Source organism: Sphingobium sp. CFD-2, from assembly GCF_024611135.1.
Classification (GTDB): Bacteria; Pseudomonadota; Alphaproteobacteria; order Sphingomonadales; family Sphingomonadaceae; genus Sphingobium; species Sphingobium fuliginis.
Genome location: NZ_CP084405.1, coordinates 2,912,776 through 2,924,793 on the forward strand (window position 1 = coordinate 2,912,776; position 12,018 = coordinate 2,924,793).

A 12,018-nucleotide genomic window follows, 5' to 3' on the forward strand; every position below is an offset into this window, starting at 1 on the left:
AAGTTAACGCACCCTTTTCAGGAGAAATGCTTGAGCGTCAGGCCCCGACGGCGACGACTTCACGGCCGTTATAGTGGCCGCAGGCGTCGCAGAGATTGTGCGGGCGCTTCAGTTCGCCGCAATTCGAGCATTCCTGATAGGCCTCGACACGCAGCGAGTCATGGCTGCGGCGCATGCCGCGGCGGGACGGGGACGTTTTCCTCTTGGGGACAGCCATGTCGGCACCTTATTCCATAAATTGATCTGTTAGTGCGACTGGCCGTATCCGATGGATGACGACGCCAACGGCGCCGCAGACCCATGCGGCCCGGATGATCGCGAAGCCCTGCGCCTATAGCGTTTTTTGGCCCGTGCGCAAGTCCTTCTTGCCCCGCCATGCCGCTGCCCTATTCTGGGGGCGTCGCCATGAAAGGAGGGGAAATCCGATGTTGCTGCCGATCACGCTGACGCTGGCCGCCGCCTGCGCGCTGCTCAACATGTGGCTGGGGATTCGATGCGCGCGAATCCGGATTTCGGATCATGTGCTGCACGGCGACGGTGGTAGCGCGCTGTTGGCCAAGCGGATGCGCGCGCATGCCAATTTCATCGAATATGTGCCGGTGACGCTGATTCTCTTCGGGCTGGTGGAACTGGCGGTCGGGGCGTCGATCTGGCTCTGGGGCGCTGGCGCTGGCGCTGGTGCTGGCGCGAATCGCCCATGGCTTCGGGATGGATGCGGAGAAGCCGACCGTCTGGCGCGGTGCAGGAGCGCTGCTGACCTGGGCGGTGATGGTCGGCATGGCGGTGGCGGCGCTCACTGTCGCCTATGGCGCGACGCGGGAGGTGCCGGCGCCGCCCGCCATGGCGATGGTTCGATAGGATCAGGCGAGGACGGCATCCCCCACGAAGGGATTGGTGCGGCGTTCATGGGCGAAGTTGCTCATCGGGCCGTGGCCGGGGACGAAGGCCGTGTCGCCGCCCAACGGCCAGAGCTTGCCGGTGATCGCATCGACCAACTGCTGATGATTGCCCATGGGGAAGTCGGTGCGGCCGATCGACCCCTGGAACAGCACGTCCCCGACGATGGCGAGCTTGCTGGGCGCATGGTGGAAGACGACATGGCCGGGCGTGTGGCCGGGGCAGTGATAGACGTCGAGCGTGAGGTCGCCGACCGTGACCTGATCGCCGTCCTCCAGCCAGCGGTCGGGTTCGAAGCTTTCGCCGTCGATGCCGTATCGGGCGCCGTCCTCGCCCAGCCGGTCGATCCAGAAGCGGTCGGCTTCATGCGGTCCCTCGATCGGAACGCCCAGATCGCGGGCGAGGATGCCCGCCTGGCCGCAATGGTCGATATGACCGTGGGTGACGAGGATCTTCTCTATGGTGACGCCATGCTGCTCGGCCGCCCTTTTCAGAATGGGCAGGTCCGCGCCCGGATCGACGAAGGCGCCGCGATGGGTCGCCGTGCACCAGAAGAGCGTGCAATTCTGCTGGAGCGGCGTGACGGGGATCAGGGCGGCTTTGAGGGGCGGAGTCGTCATGGCGCTGATGTGGCGAAGCTGCGCGCCGGGTGCAAGGCCTTGGGGAGCAGCGAGGGGCATTCGAGGGGGCTGGGGCGGCTTGCTGCTTTTCCGCTTTCCCTGATGCACAAGCTGCTCCCGCGAAGGCAGGAGCACGGCGCGCCTGATGGCTCAACCGGCCAAGGTTCCTAGCCCATTTCCTCCGTCGCGAAGGGTTCCGCCAGGCTGATGCTGTCGAGCACCTTGGCGGTTTCGTCGCGCACGCGGAGCATCACCCGGTGCAGGCGGCATTCCGATTCGGGCAGGCAGTTGGTGCAGGTCTCATGCGCGAAGCGGCTGGCGCAGGGGGTGAGCGCGAGCGAGCCGCGCGTCAGCCGGACGATGTCGCCATAGCTGATGTCGACCGGGGCCAGCGCCAGCCAATAGCCGCCATCCCGCCCACGCTGCGTCGCGACCAACCCTTCGCGCGCCAGTTCCGACAGGATCACCGTCAGGAATTTGGACGGGATATTCTGGCGCGTGGCGATCTCGTTCAGGGGCACCGGGCCTTGCCGGTAGCGGTCTGCGAGATGCTGGAGGGCGCGGATGGCGTAACGGGTCTTCTGCGAAAGCATAGGGCTGTTATTCGCTCCCGCCGGAGATTTGACAAGACATCAGGGCGCGGGATTCAGCGCCTGCCGCGCCTGTTTCGGAAAATCGCTGAACATCGCGTCGACGCCCGTGCCGGCGACCGCCCGGACATAGCCGGCAAAGTCCCCCCTGCCCTGCGGATCGTCCGGGCGCTGGAAGGCGGCGGGCAGGAAACCGTTTTCCATGCGCAGCGTCCAGACATGGACCTGCAATCCGGCCTGATGGGCGCGGTCGACAAGACCCGTCGCCCCGTCGGGGGCGAGCACCATGGCGGTCGCAGGGCCGATGCCGTCCGCATAGTCAGCGATCTGTTGCAGCCCCTGGGTCGTCATCATGTCGGCATAGGTCGTGCCGGGTTCATCGGCCGGTCCGCCCTCGCCGTCCACCAGCTGGATCAGGCGCAGGCGGGTCGCCGCGCGCAGGGCCTTGAGGTTGCCGACCTCGAAGGACTGGATGAAGACCGGATCGGCCTCCGTCTGATAGCCATATCGGCTGAGCAGCGCGAGCAAGGGCGGCTGATGCGGCAGGCCGATGCCCGCGAAATAGCCGGGATGCTTGGTTTCGGGATAGAGGCCGATGCGGCGGCCAAGCTCCGCCTCCTTGGCGCGGACCAGCTTCAATATCTCCTCGAAGGTCGGAATGAGGTACAGGTCGTTGAAGCGGCTGTTGGCGGGGCGAAGCTGCGGCAGCCGTTCGCGGGCGCGCAGCGTGCGCAGTTCCGCGAGCGTGAAATCCTCCGTGAACCAGCCGGAGACGGGCTGGCCGTCGATGGTCTTGCTGGTTCTGCGGGTAGCGAATTCGGGATGATCCGCGACATCGGTGGTGCCGCCAATCTCATTTTCGTGCCGGGCGACGAGGACGCCGTCGCGGGTCAGCACCAGGTCCGGCTCGATATAGTCGGCGCCCTGGTCGATCGCGCGCTCATAGGCGGCGAGCGTATGTTCGGGCCGCTCCCCGCTGGCGCCGCGATGGGCGATGATGAAGGGTTCGGCCATCGCGGGCGCCGCCATCAACAGGGTGAGGAGGAGGATGGCGGCCCGATACATGCCCGGCCGGAGCATCCTCCCCACGGTCATGCCTTCACGCCCTCCAGAGCGTCCTCATAGGTGGTCGCCTTGAAGCCGACGATGGTGCGGTCGCCCAGGTCCAGGATCGGGCGCTTGATCATCGAAGGGTTGCTCATCATCAGCAGAATAGCCTTTTCCGAGTCGATATGCGCCTTGTCGCCCGCGTCCAGCGCCTTGAAGGTGGTGCCGGAACGGTTGAGGATGGTTTCCCACCCATGTTCCATCACCCATTCCTCCAGCTTCGCCTTGTCGACGCCCGACACCTTATAGTCGTGGAAGCTGTAGGCCTTGCCGCTATTGTCGAGGAAATTGCGCGCCTTCTTGATCGTGTCGCAATTCTTGATGCCGTACATGGTCAGCATGGCTGTTATCCCTTGAACGCGGTGACTTCGATCTCGATCTTCATCTCCGGCTTGATGAGGCCGGTGACGATGCAGCTCGCGGCGGGGCGGATGTCGCCGAAGACCGGTGCGGTCGCCTCCCCCAGCACATCCCAATAGGCCGGGTCCGTGATGTAATAGGTGACGCGCACCACGTCCGCGAAGGAGAAGCCCGCCTCCTCCAGCGCCCGGCCGATGACCTTCAGCGCGTTCCTGCCCTGGTCGACGACGGATTCGGGCATGGCCCTGGTTTCGGGATCGGTGCCGGTGGTGCCGGCGACGAAGCACCAGTCGCCCTGGACGACGGCGCGCGAATAGCCGACCTGCGCCTCGAAGGGCGAGCCGGAGGAAATAAGCTGGCGGGGCATGGAAGTTCCTTGTGCAGAACGAAGCGAAAAGGATCGCCGCGGCTCTTGCCCCGTTCGCGGGATGCTGTCCAGCGCCTTTTGCCCGGCGGGAACGGCGCGGGCCGCCGGCCGTTGGAGCGGAAAGGAGACAGAGCATGAACCGACCCGACAACAGTCCCTTTCCCGACACGGGCGAGGAGAATGACGAACAGGCCGAAGCGGGTTCGCAGGCGCAGGACGTGGCCGACGAGGCGCGGGTGCGGTCGACGGACCTGGCCGAAGACAGCGAGCGCGGCGGGCGGCCCAACCCGGCGCAGATCCTACCCGACGACACGCCCGATCTGGTGGAGAAGATGGAGGAGATGAACCGATCCGGCCGGATCGACAATGACGCCTTCGCCGGCGAACCGCAGATGGACGATGAGGAGGATATATTGGGGCCGACCGAGGACGAGGAATAAGGTCCGGCCCGCCGGCCTGCTATCCGGCTAAGCCGCGTTCTGATCCAGCGACAGGTTGATCATCCCCCGCGCCATATGGCCGAGCGCATCGGCCATGGCGGCGGCGAGTTGCGGGTCGATGCCCGGTTGCGCCTTTATGGCGCGGGTCATGGCGGCGGACCATCGATCCGCCAGCGCCGAGGTGATCGGGAAGGCGCGGTGCAGCGACATGATGCACTGGCCGCGTTCGAACCAGTCGCGCGGGCCGCCGGACCATCCCGCCAGAAAGCGGGTGAGACCATGGCGCACGGCGCTGAGGTCGGCCGCATGGATGGCGCGCAGATCGGCATAGGCGGGGTCCCGGTCGATCAGGTCGTAGAAACGGTTGGCGATGGCGGCGACGGTCGCTTCGCCGCCGATGCGGGCATAGGGGGTGGTCATGGAGCCTCCTGCGGATGGGCACAGCGTGGCGGCTTGCGGGCGGCGATCATTGATCAGGGTCAAATCGGACGCTTTTGGCGCGAGACGGCAGGAGCGGCTTTCGTTATGGCCCCGTCATGAGCCGAGGGTCGAGGAAGAAGCGCAGCGAAACGGTCTGGTTGGCGGAGGCGCGTCGGGCTGGGCGCGGGCGCCTGCAACCCAGGAAGTCCCGTGGGCCCTCCATCGCCGTCCTGGTGATCGGCGGGGTGCTGATCGGCGCGGCGCTGGGCTGGTTCGGGCCGGACCTGGCGCAGCGCTTCCAGAGGAGTGGGCGGGAGGCCGCCTTTCCCGTCGCAGGGGACAGCCTGTCGGCGCAATTCGGCTTCTGCCATGTCGGCGGGGGCGTCAATTGCGTGGTCGACGGAGACACCTTCTGGTTCCATGGCGAGAAGGTGCGGGTGATGGACATCGACGCGCCGGAAACGCACGGGCCGCGCTGTGCCGAGGAAGCCGCTCTGGGAGCGCGGGCGACGCAGCGATTGCATCAGTTGATGAATGCCGGCCCTTTCTCGCTGGAGAGCGGGGATCGGGAGACGGACCGCTATGGGCGGGCGCTGCGGGTGGTGACGCGCGGCGGGCAGTCGATCGGCGAGATGCTGGTGAGCGAAGGGCTGGCGCGGGAATGGGACGGGGCGCGGCACCCATGGTGTTGATGGCCCGCTATTGATGGCCCGGTGTTAAGCGGGTCGGGAGGGGAGGGCCTTCGCCCTCCCCCTACCGCTTAGCGGCAGCTCAGATTGCCGCGGTCGATCTCCCGGCCCAGCAGCGCGCCCGCGCCTGCGCCGATGAGGATGCCCGCCGTGTTCGAATAGCCGCGGTCGAGCTGGCCGCCGAGCAGGCCGCCCAGCGCCGCGCCGACGATCAGACCGGTGGTGCCGTCCGAACGGCGGCAATAATAGCGGTCGTCATAGCCGCGATAGATGCGGGTGGAGCGGGTGACGCGGATCGGCTCGTAACCGCCGCGATAATAGCGGTCAGGCCGATAGTAGCGGCCATAGCGCGGGTCCGGCCGGTTCCAGTCATAGCTGTAGATCACGCCGCCGGGACGGCGCCAGCCTTCGTGACGGCCATTGTCGTGGCGGCCGCCATGCTTCCAGTCGTCGCGGCCATGGCCCTTGCCATGTCCGGCCCAGGGCGGCGGATCGGCGGCGGCAGGGGCGGCGCTCAGCGTCACGGCGCCAAGCGACAGGGCGGCGAAAGCGGTTTTCAGGGTGGATTTCATCTCTGGCTCCCTTGGTCGACTTTTCGATGGGAGCACAACAAACCAAAGCAGATAAACGTTGCATGAACGGAACAAAACAGGGCGTTCATGCGGGGGTCAGCTTGCCGGCCGGCGGGGACGGCCGGCAAGCATTGCCTTGGACCGAAAGGCGGCACCGTGGGAGCGGTGCCGCCTTTTCGCCTGTCATGATTATTCCGCCGCGATCCCGGCGGCCTTGAACATATCTGGATCGCCCGCTTCATCCGCATTGGCGGCGGTGCCGCCCTTGAGCTTGGAGCGGCGGTCGAACGCATCCCACACGTCGTTCCACTGGCCGCGGGTGGCCGCCTTTGAATATTCCGTGGCGCGGGTTTCGAAGAAATTGGCGTGCTCCACGCCGTTCAGCAGCGGGGTCAGCCAGGGGAGCGGGTGCTCGTCGATCATGTAGATGGGCTTCAGGCCCAATTGCCCCAGGCGCCAGTCGGCGATGTAGCGGACATATTTCTTGATGTCCTTGGGCGTCATGCCGGGCACCGGGCCCATTTCGAAGACGAGGTCGACGAAGGCGTCCTCGATGCGGACGGTCTTCTGGCACATGTCCATGATGTCGTCCTTGACCGCCGGGGTCAGGCAGTCGCGTTCCTTCACGAAGGCGTGGAACAGGCGGACGATGCCCTCGCAGTGTAGCGTCTCGTCGCGGACCGACCAGCTCACGATCTGGCCCATGCCCTTCATCTTGTTGAAGCGCGGGAAGTTCATCAGCATCGCGAAGCTGGCGAAAAGCTGCAACCCCTCGGTGAAGCCGCCGAACATGGCCAGCGTCTTGGCGATGTCCTCGTCCGTGTCGACGCCGAACTGCTGGAGATAGTCGTGTTTGTCCTTCATCTCCTTATACTGCATGAAGGCGCTATATTCGCTTTCCGGCATGCCGATGGTGTCGAGCAGGTGCGAATAGGCGGCGATGTGGACCGTTTCCATGTTGCTGAAGGCGGTCAGCATCATCTTGATTTCGGTCGGCTTGAACACGCGGCCGTATTTTTCGTGGTAGCAGTCCTGCACCTCCACGTCCGCCTGGGTGAAGAAGCGGAAGATCTGCGTCAGCAGGTTGCGTTCATGGTCGCTGAGCTTCTGCGCCCAATCGCGGCAATCCTCGCCCAGGGGCACTTCCTCCGGCAGCCAGTGGAGCTGCTGCTGGCGCTTCCAGAACTCATAGGCCCAGGGATATTCGAAGGGCTTGTAGACCTTGCTGGCTTGAAGAAGGGGCATGGGTTTTTACTCCGCGAAACTTATACCAGACCCTCTCCCCTTGTGGGAGAGGGAGGGGCCCATCGCGTCAGCGATGGGAGGGTGAGGGGTGAAGGCGGCGATGGTTGCCAGCACGCCTTCCAGATTCTGCATCACGTCATGGTTCCAGAAGCGGATCACGCGATAGCCTTCCCGTTCGAGGAAGGCCGTGCGGGGCGCATCTGCCGATTCTTCATGTTGGCCGCCATCCAGTTCGACGACCAGGCGGGCGGCATGAGAGGCGAAGTCCGCGAAATAGGGGCCGATGGGAACCTGGCGGCGGAACTTCGCTGCGGACAGCTTTTGGCGGAGATGCTTCCAGAGCAGCTTCTCAGCATCCGTGGCGTTGCGGCGCAGTTCTCTCGCACGGGCGATCGTCGGGTTTGGGGCCTTACCCCTCACCTTCCCACGCGGCTTTGCCGCGCGGGCCCCTTCCTCTCCCACAAGGGGAGAGGAAATTATCGGGTCACTGGCAGGCGAGGCACTCGTCATAGTCGGTGGTCTCGCCGATTTCGAATTTGGGGGCGTCGATGGTGTTGTCCGCTTCCACCCCGCCCGCGAAGCCGGCGCGCTGGACCGATTTCGAGCGGAGATAATAGAGCGACTTGATGCCCAGCTCCCACGCCCGGTAGTGGAGCATCAGCAGGTCCCATTTCTCCACATCGGCCGGGATGAACAGGTTCAGCGACTGCGCCTGGTCGATATAGGGCGTGCGGTCGGCGGCCAGTTCGAGCAGCCAGCGCTGGTCGATCTCGAAGCTGGTCTTGAACACATCCTTTTCCTCCTGGGTCAGGAAGTCGAGATGCTGGACGCTGCCGCCCTTTTCCAGGATCGAATTCCAGACAGCCGTCGAGTCCTTCGCCTTTTCGACCAGCAGCTTTTCGAGATAGGGGTTCTTGACCGCGAAGCTGCCCGACAGCGTCTTGTGGGTGTAGATGTTCGCCGGGATCGGTTCGATGCAGGCCGACGCGCCGCCGCAGATGATGCTGATCGACGCGGTGGGCGCGATCGCCATCTTGCAGGAGAAGCGCTCCATCACGCCCATGTCGGCGGCGTCCGGGCACGGGCCGCGCTCGACCGCGAGCTGCATCGAGGCTTCGTTCACCTTCTCGTTGATGTGCTTGAAGATGCGCAGGTTCCAGCTTTTCGCCATCGCGCCTTCGAAGGGAAGTCCCCGGGCCTGGAGGAAGGAGTGGAACCCCATCACCCCCAGGCCCACCGACCGTTCACGGCTCGCACTATATTTCGCCCGCGCCATTTCCGGCGGCGCGCGGTCGATATAGTCCTGCAGCACATTGTCGAGGAAGCGCATGACATCCTCGACAAACTGCCTGTCGTCCTTCCACTCATCCCAGGTTTCGAGATTGAGGGAGGAAAGACAGCAGACGGCCGTGCGGTCATTGCCGATATGGTCGCGACCCGTCGGCAAAGTGATTTCGGAGCAGAGGTTGGAGGTCGACACCTTGAGGCCGAGATCGCGGTGATGCTTGGGCATCGTGCGGTTCACGGTGTCGTTGAAGACGATATAGGGTTCGCCGGTGGCGAGGCGGACCTCCACCAGTTTCTGGAACAGGGCGCGGGCGTTGACGCTGCCGCGCACCGACTGGTCCTTCGGGCTGCGCAGGGCGAAGTCCTTGCCGTCGCGCACCGCCTCCATGAACTCGTCGGTCAGCAGGACGCCATGGTGCAGGTTCAGCGCCTTGCGGTTGAAGTCGCCCGACGTCTTGCGGATTTCCAGGAATTCCTCGATCTCCGGATGGGAGATGTCGAGATAGCAGGCAGCCGAGCCGCGGCGCAGGCTGCCCTGGCTGATCGCGAGGGTCAGCGAGTCCATCACGCGGACGAAGGGGATGATGCCGCTGGTCTTGCCGTTGAGGCCCACCGGCTCCCCGATGCCGCGCACATTGCCCCAATAGGTGCCGATGCCGCCGCCCCGGCTGGCGAGCCAGACATTCTCGTTCCAGGTGTTGACGATGCCTTCCAGGCTGTCGTCGACGCTGTTCAGATAGCAGCTGATGGGCAGGCCGCGTCCGGTGCCGCCGTTCGACAGGACGGGCGTCGCGGGCATGAACCAGAGGCGCGAGATATAGTCGTAGACGCGCTGGGCATGGTCGGCGTCGTCGGCATAGGCGGCGGCGACGCGGGCGAACAGGTCCTGATAGCTCTCGCCGGGCAGCAGATAGCGGTCCTGCAGCGTGTCCTTGCCGAAATCGGTCAGCAGCGCGTCGCGGCTGGCGTCGGTCACGACATGGAAACGGCGTTCCAGCACGGTTGACGAGCCCGGCGTGGGATCGGCCTTGGGGGCCGGCGCCTGGTCCGAAGGAGCGGGAGCCTTCTTCTTGTCCGCCACGGTTTCGACCACTTCGTCAATCACGGTTGCCACGTCGCTTGCACTCACCTGTTCGCTGTCTCGAAAATCCATGACCAGCTCCCCGAATGTTCCTGTTTCGTTCGATTCGGTCAAGCCGCTGCCGGCCGGGCCGAACGAATGTAGCATTATCGACCCGGTCAGGCACGGAGATGGGGCCAGCAGACGCGATCGCAAGGGCAAAAACAGCCTTCCTCCGGGAACCGGCCCGGTTGGTGCGATCACAATCTGTTGGGTAACCCCCGTTAACCCGATACAAGGGATAGTGCCACAGCTTCATTTCCTTTCAAGGGGGTAAATGACAGTTCGGGGACTCGGTTCATCGACGCGGAGACTCATTTCATCGACGGTCCGGCACGGCGCAGCGCAGCGACGCACGGACTTTCCTTGGCTTTGCAAAAGGCAAGAGGGACAATTTGGCGCGGAAAATAAATTTGGCTTGCCACGCAATTCCCCGGGCCGGGCGATTCCGCGCTTGGCGCTTCGTGACGGATGGATGACAAGACAGGGGAACGGAATGGCGCGAACCCATGGCCGACGAGAGGAGCCGACATGATTCTCTATTACCACCCCCTCTCCTCCTGCAGCTGGAAGGTGCTGATCGCCCTTTACGAGAACGGCACGGCTTTCGAAGCGCGCATGCTGGACGATCCGGCCGTGGCGGAGGCGTGGCTGACGCTGTGGCCGCTGGGGAAGTTCCCCGTGCTGCGGGACGAGGCGCGGGACAGGACGGTCGCGGAAACCAGCATCATCGTCGAATATCTGGGACGGCATCATCCCGGACCCTTCCGGCCGATACCCGAGGATGCCGACGCGGCGCTGGAGGTGCGGCTGATGGACCGGCTGTTCGACCTCTATGTGATGACGCCGATGCAGGCGATCGTCGCGGACAAGATCCGGCCCGAGGGCGTGGCCCGCGATTCCCATGGCGTGGGGGAGGCGCGGCGAATGCTGGGCAAGGCCTATGCGTTGCTGGAGGCGCGGATGGCGGGGCGGCGCTGGGCGGCGGGCGACGATTTCACCTTGGCCGATTGCGCGGCGGCCCCGGCGCTGTTCTATGCCGACAAGATCGAGCCGATGCGCGGGGGTTTTCCGGGGCTGCGCGCCTATCTGGAACGGTTGGAGGCGCGGGAAAGCTTTGCCCGGGTGCTGCGGGAGAAGCAGCCCTGGTGGTCCATGTTTCCCTTTGCGGATTAGGCCTTAGGGGATCGGGCAGCGCTTCCGAATCGCCTCAGGCCCGGCTCGGGGCCGTCTCGCGCGGCACGGCACGGTCCCGGCGACGGCGCCACCAGCCCAATATCGCCTCGCCAGCGGGCCGTTCGACCAGCCGGTTGATCAGCGTGCCCAGCGCCAGCGCCACGGCGAACGCCGCCGCAAATCCCGCCCAGGGGCTATATCCCGCCTCCGCCATCTTGAGCATCACGACGAAACCGACATGCTGGTGGATGAGGTAGAAGGAATAGCTGATACCGCCCATCCAGACGAGCGGACGAAGGCTGAGGAAGTGCAGCCGCCCGGCGGTCAGCGCTGCGAAGGCGGCGAGCAGCAGGAGGCCGGCCAGCATGATGTCCGGGCTGTCGATCGTCGCGATCGACAGCAGCGCAAGCGCGGCATAGGGCGCCTGTTGCAGCCAGCTCCGCTGCCCTGCCCAGACGCGATAGGACAATATGCCGATGATGAAGAAGGGCACGTAGCGCAGCACCAGCAGCATCACGATCCGCTCCGGCATGCCCGGCCACAGCGCATAGAGCCAGCGCAGGGCCAGCCAGGCGAGCAGTACGGGTTCCAGCCGCCTGAGGCCCGTCCACTTCCAGATCGACAGCATGCAGACATAGAAGGCGATCTCTACCGTCAGCGTCCAATAGGCGCCGTCGACCTCCGGCAGGAAGGCGAAGCCCTGCAGCATGGTGACATTGGCCAGGATCGCCCCCGGCCCGATCAGCAGTTGCGAGACATGGGCCAGATATTCGATGCCCAGCGTCAGCAGCATGGCGACCAGATAGGCGGGATAGAGCCGGGCGAAGCGGTTGATCAGGAAATCGGCGGTGGTGCGGATGCGATCGAGCGTGAAGAAGATCGCGAAGCCGGAGATGGCGAAGAACAGCAGCACCCGGTAATTGCCGCCCAGAAAGCGGAAGGGCACATGGGCCGCCTGGGGGAACAGCTCATGGAAGCGCGTCGAATAGTGGAAGACGAGCACGCACAGCGCGCCCAGCCCCCGCAAGGCGTCCAATTCCGTCAGGCGGCGGGTGGAAGGGCGCGGCCCCGTCATGAGTCCGCCATAGCAACAGAACAGCAATCATACCGTTAATATCGTGGTTAACG

The 12,018-nt window shown here is 64.9% G+C and carries 15 protein-coding genes and 1 pseudogene; 4 read left to right on the forward strand and 12 right to left on the reverse strand.

The genetic code is table 11. The annotated features are described in order from the left end of the window. Positions 1–37: 37 nt before the first annotated feature. Entirely contained in the window at positions 38–217 is a 180-nt protein-coding gene (gene rpmF / locus LDB29_RS14390; protein WP_013848214.1) for a 50S ribosomal protein L32, read from the reverse strand. Positions 218–425: 208 nt separating this feature from the next. Here rpmF and LDB29_RS14395 point away from each other — a divergent pair. Then, a pseudogene (locus LDB29_RS14395) lies at positions 426–858 on the forward strand (MAPEG family protein). Between the two features lie 2 nt (positions 859–860). Here LDB29_RS14395 and LDB29_RS14400 read toward each other — a convergent pair. From LDB29_RS14400 to LDB29_RS14420, 5 genes are all read right to left on the reverse strand, one after another. Then, positions 861–1,517 carry an MBL fold metallo-hydrolase gene (locus LDB29_RS14400; protein WP_025547311.1) on the reverse strand — a complete coding sequence of 219 codons (657 nt, stop codon included), beginning with the start codon at positions 1,515–1,517 and terminating at the stop codon, positions 861–863. A 167-nt stretch (positions 1,518–1,684) separates the two neighbouring features. Next, a complete protein-coding gene (locus tag LDB29_RS14405; protein ID WP_013848211.1) occupies positions 1,685–2,110 on the reverse strand; it encodes an Rrf2 family transcriptional regulator in 426 nt (141 codons plus the stop codon). A gap of 39 nt (positions 2,111–2,149) precedes the next feature. Continuing rightward, positions 2,150–3,187 (reverse strand): glycerophosphodiester phosphodiesterase, encoded by a 1,038-nt coding sequence (locus LDB29_RS14410; protein WP_373886346.1) that lies wholly within the window; start codon positions 3,185–3,187, stop codon positions 2,150–2,152. An 11-nt stretch (positions 3,188–3,198) separates the two neighbouring features. Further along, positions 3,199–3,555 (reverse strand): ArsC family reductase, encoded by a 357-nt coding sequence (locus LDB29_RS14415; RefSeq protein WP_025547306.1) that lies wholly within the window; start codon positions 3,553–3,555, stop codon positions 3,199–3,201. Positions 3,556–3,560: 5 nt separating this feature from the next. Next, complete coding sequence (locus LDB29_RS14420; RefSeq protein WP_025547304.1) at positions 3,561–3,941, reverse strand: RidA family protein; 381 nt, start codon at positions 3,939–3,941, stop codon at positions 3,561–3,563. 134 nt (positions 3,942–4,075) lie between these two features. On the opposite strand from LDB29_RS14420, the gene LDB29_RS14425 reads away from it, so the two are divergent. After that, positions 4,076–4,381 carry a hypothetical protein gene (locus tag LDB29_RS14425; protein WP_025547303.1) on the forward strand — a complete coding sequence of 102 codons (306 nt, stop codon included), beginning with the start codon at positions 4,076–4,078 and terminating at the stop codon, positions 4,379–4,381. Between the two features lie 27 nt (positions 4,382–4,408). Here LDB29_RS14425 and LDB29_RS14430 read toward each other — a convergent pair whose 3' ends face one another. Beyond that, positions 4,409–4,801: a globin gene (locus LDB29_RS14430; protein WP_025547301.1), complete on the reverse strand. Its 393-nt coding sequence runs from the start codon at positions 4,799–4,801 to the stop codon at positions 4,409–4,411. A gap of 116 nt (positions 4,802–4,917) precedes the next feature. Here LDB29_RS14430 and LDB29_RS14435 point away from each other — a divergent pair, with 116 nt between their 5' ends. Then, positions 4,918–5,493: a thermonuclease family protein gene (locus LDB29_RS14435; protein WP_257554486.1), complete on the forward strand. Its 576-nt coding sequence runs from the start codon at positions 4,918–4,920 to the stop codon at positions 5,491–5,493. A gap of 68 nt (positions 5,494–5,561) precedes the next feature. Here the strand turns inward: LDB29_RS14435 and LDB29_RS14440 are convergent, their stop codons facing one another. From LDB29_RS14440 to LDB29_RS14455, 4 genes are all read right to left on the reverse strand, one after another. Next, positions 5,562–6,062 carry a glycine zipper 2TM domain-containing protein gene (locus LDB29_RS14440; RefSeq protein ID WP_025547299.1) on the reverse strand — a complete coding sequence of 167 codons (501 nt, stop codon included), beginning with the start codon at positions 6,060–6,062 and terminating at the stop codon, positions 5,562–5,564. A 189-nt stretch (positions 6,063–6,251) separates the two neighbouring features. Continuing rightward, entirely contained in the window at positions 6,252–7,307 is a 1,056-nt protein-coding gene (locus LDB29_RS14445) for a ribonucleotide-diphosphate reductase subunit beta (RefSeq protein ID WP_025547297.1), read from the reverse strand. A 6-nt stretch (positions 7,308–7,313) separates the two neighbouring features. Beyond that, a complete protein-coding gene (locus LDB29_RS14450; protein ID WP_257557038.1) occupies positions 7,314–7,769 on the reverse strand; it encodes an endonuclease domain-containing protein in 456 nt (151 codons plus the stop codon). Between the two features lie 22 nt (positions 7,770–7,791). Continuing rightward, positions 7,792–9,747 carry a ribonucleoside-diphosphate reductase subunit alpha gene (locus LDB29_RS14455; RefSeq protein WP_025547294.1) on the reverse strand — a complete coding sequence of 652 codons (1,956 nt, stop codon included), beginning with the start codon at positions 9,745–9,747 and terminating at the stop codon, positions 7,792–7,794. Positions 9,748–10,245: 498 nt separating this feature from the next. Between LDB29_RS14455 and LDB29_RS14460 the strand changes: the two genes are divergently transcribed. Further along, entirely contained in the window at positions 10,246–10,890 is a 645-nt protein-coding gene (locus tag LDB29_RS14460) for a glutathione S-transferase family protein (RefSeq protein ID WP_025547292.1), read from the forward strand. 34 nt (positions 10,891–10,924) lie between these two features. Here LDB29_RS14460 and LDB29_RS14465 read toward each other — a convergent pair whose 3' ends face one another. Further along, on the reverse strand, positions 10,925–11,965 hold the full coding sequence (locus LDB29_RS14465) for an acyltransferase (protein WP_025547291.1): 1,041 nt from the start codon (positions 11,963–11,965) through the stop codon (positions 10,925–10,927). Positions 11,966–12,018: the final 53 nt, after the last annotated feature.

What these genes read in the sequence shown, in the direction of transcription:
- rpmF (WP_013848214.1), bottom strand. Translation starts at nt 217, where the DNA reads ATGGCTGTCCCCAAGAGGAAAACGTCCCCGTCCCGCCGCGGCATGCGC.
- LDB29_RS14400 (WP_025547311.1), bottom strand. Translation starts at nt 1,517, where the DNA reads ATGACGACTCCGCCCCTCAAAGCCGCCCTGATCCCCGTCACGCCGCTC.
- LDB29_RS14405 (WP_013848211.1), bottom strand. Translation starts at nt 2,110, where the DNA reads ATGCTTTCGCAGAAGACCCGTTACGCCATCCGCGCCCTCCAGCATCTC.
- LDB29_RS14410 (WP_373886346.1), bottom strand. Translation starts at nt 3,187, where the DNA reads ATGCTCCGGCCGGGCATGTATCGGGCCGCCATCCTCCTCCTCACCCTG.
- LDB29_RS14415 (WP_025547306.1), bottom strand. Translation starts at nt 3,555, where the DNA reads ATGCTGACCATGTACGGCATCAAGAATTGCGACACGATCAAGAAGGCG.
- LDB29_RS14420 (WP_025547304.1), bottom strand. Translation starts at nt 3,941, where the DNA reads ATGCCCCGCCAGCTTATTTCCTCCGGCTCGCCCTTCGAGGCGCAGGTC.
- LDB29_RS14425 (WP_025547303.1), top strand. Translation starts at nt 4,076, where the DNA reads ATGAACCGACCCGACAACAGTCCCTTTCCCGACACGGGCGAGGAGAAT.
- LDB29_RS14430 (WP_025547301.1), bottom strand. Translation starts at nt 4,801, where the DNA reads ATGACCACCCCCTATGCCCGCATCGGCGGCGAAGCGACCGTCGCCGCC.
- LDB29_RS14435 (WP_257554486.1), top strand. Translation starts at nt 4,918, where the DNA reads ATGAGCCGAGGGTCGAGGAAGAAGCGCAGCGAAACGGTCTGGTTGGCG.
- LDB29_RS14440 (WP_025547299.1), bottom strand. Translation starts at nt 6,062, where the DNA reads ATGAAATCCACCCTGAAAACCGCTTTCGCCGCCCTGTCGCTTGGCGCC.
- LDB29_RS14445 (WP_025547297.1), bottom strand. Translation starts at nt 7,307, where the DNA reads ATGCCCCTTCTTCAAGCCAGCAAGGTCTACAAGCCCTTCGAATATCCC.
- LDB29_RS14455 (WP_025547294.1), bottom strand. Translation starts at nt 9,747, where the DNA reads ATGGATTTTCGAGACAGCGAACAGGTGAGTGCAAGCGACGTGGCAACC.
- LDB29_RS14460 (WP_025547292.1), top strand. Translation starts at nt 10,246, where the DNA reads ATGATTCTCTATTACCACCCCCTCTCCTCCTGCAGCTGGAAGGTGCTG.
- LDB29_RS14465 (WP_025547291.1), bottom strand. Translation starts at nt 11,965, where the DNA reads ATGACGGGGCCGCGCCCTTCCACCCGCCGCCTGACGGAATTGGACGCC.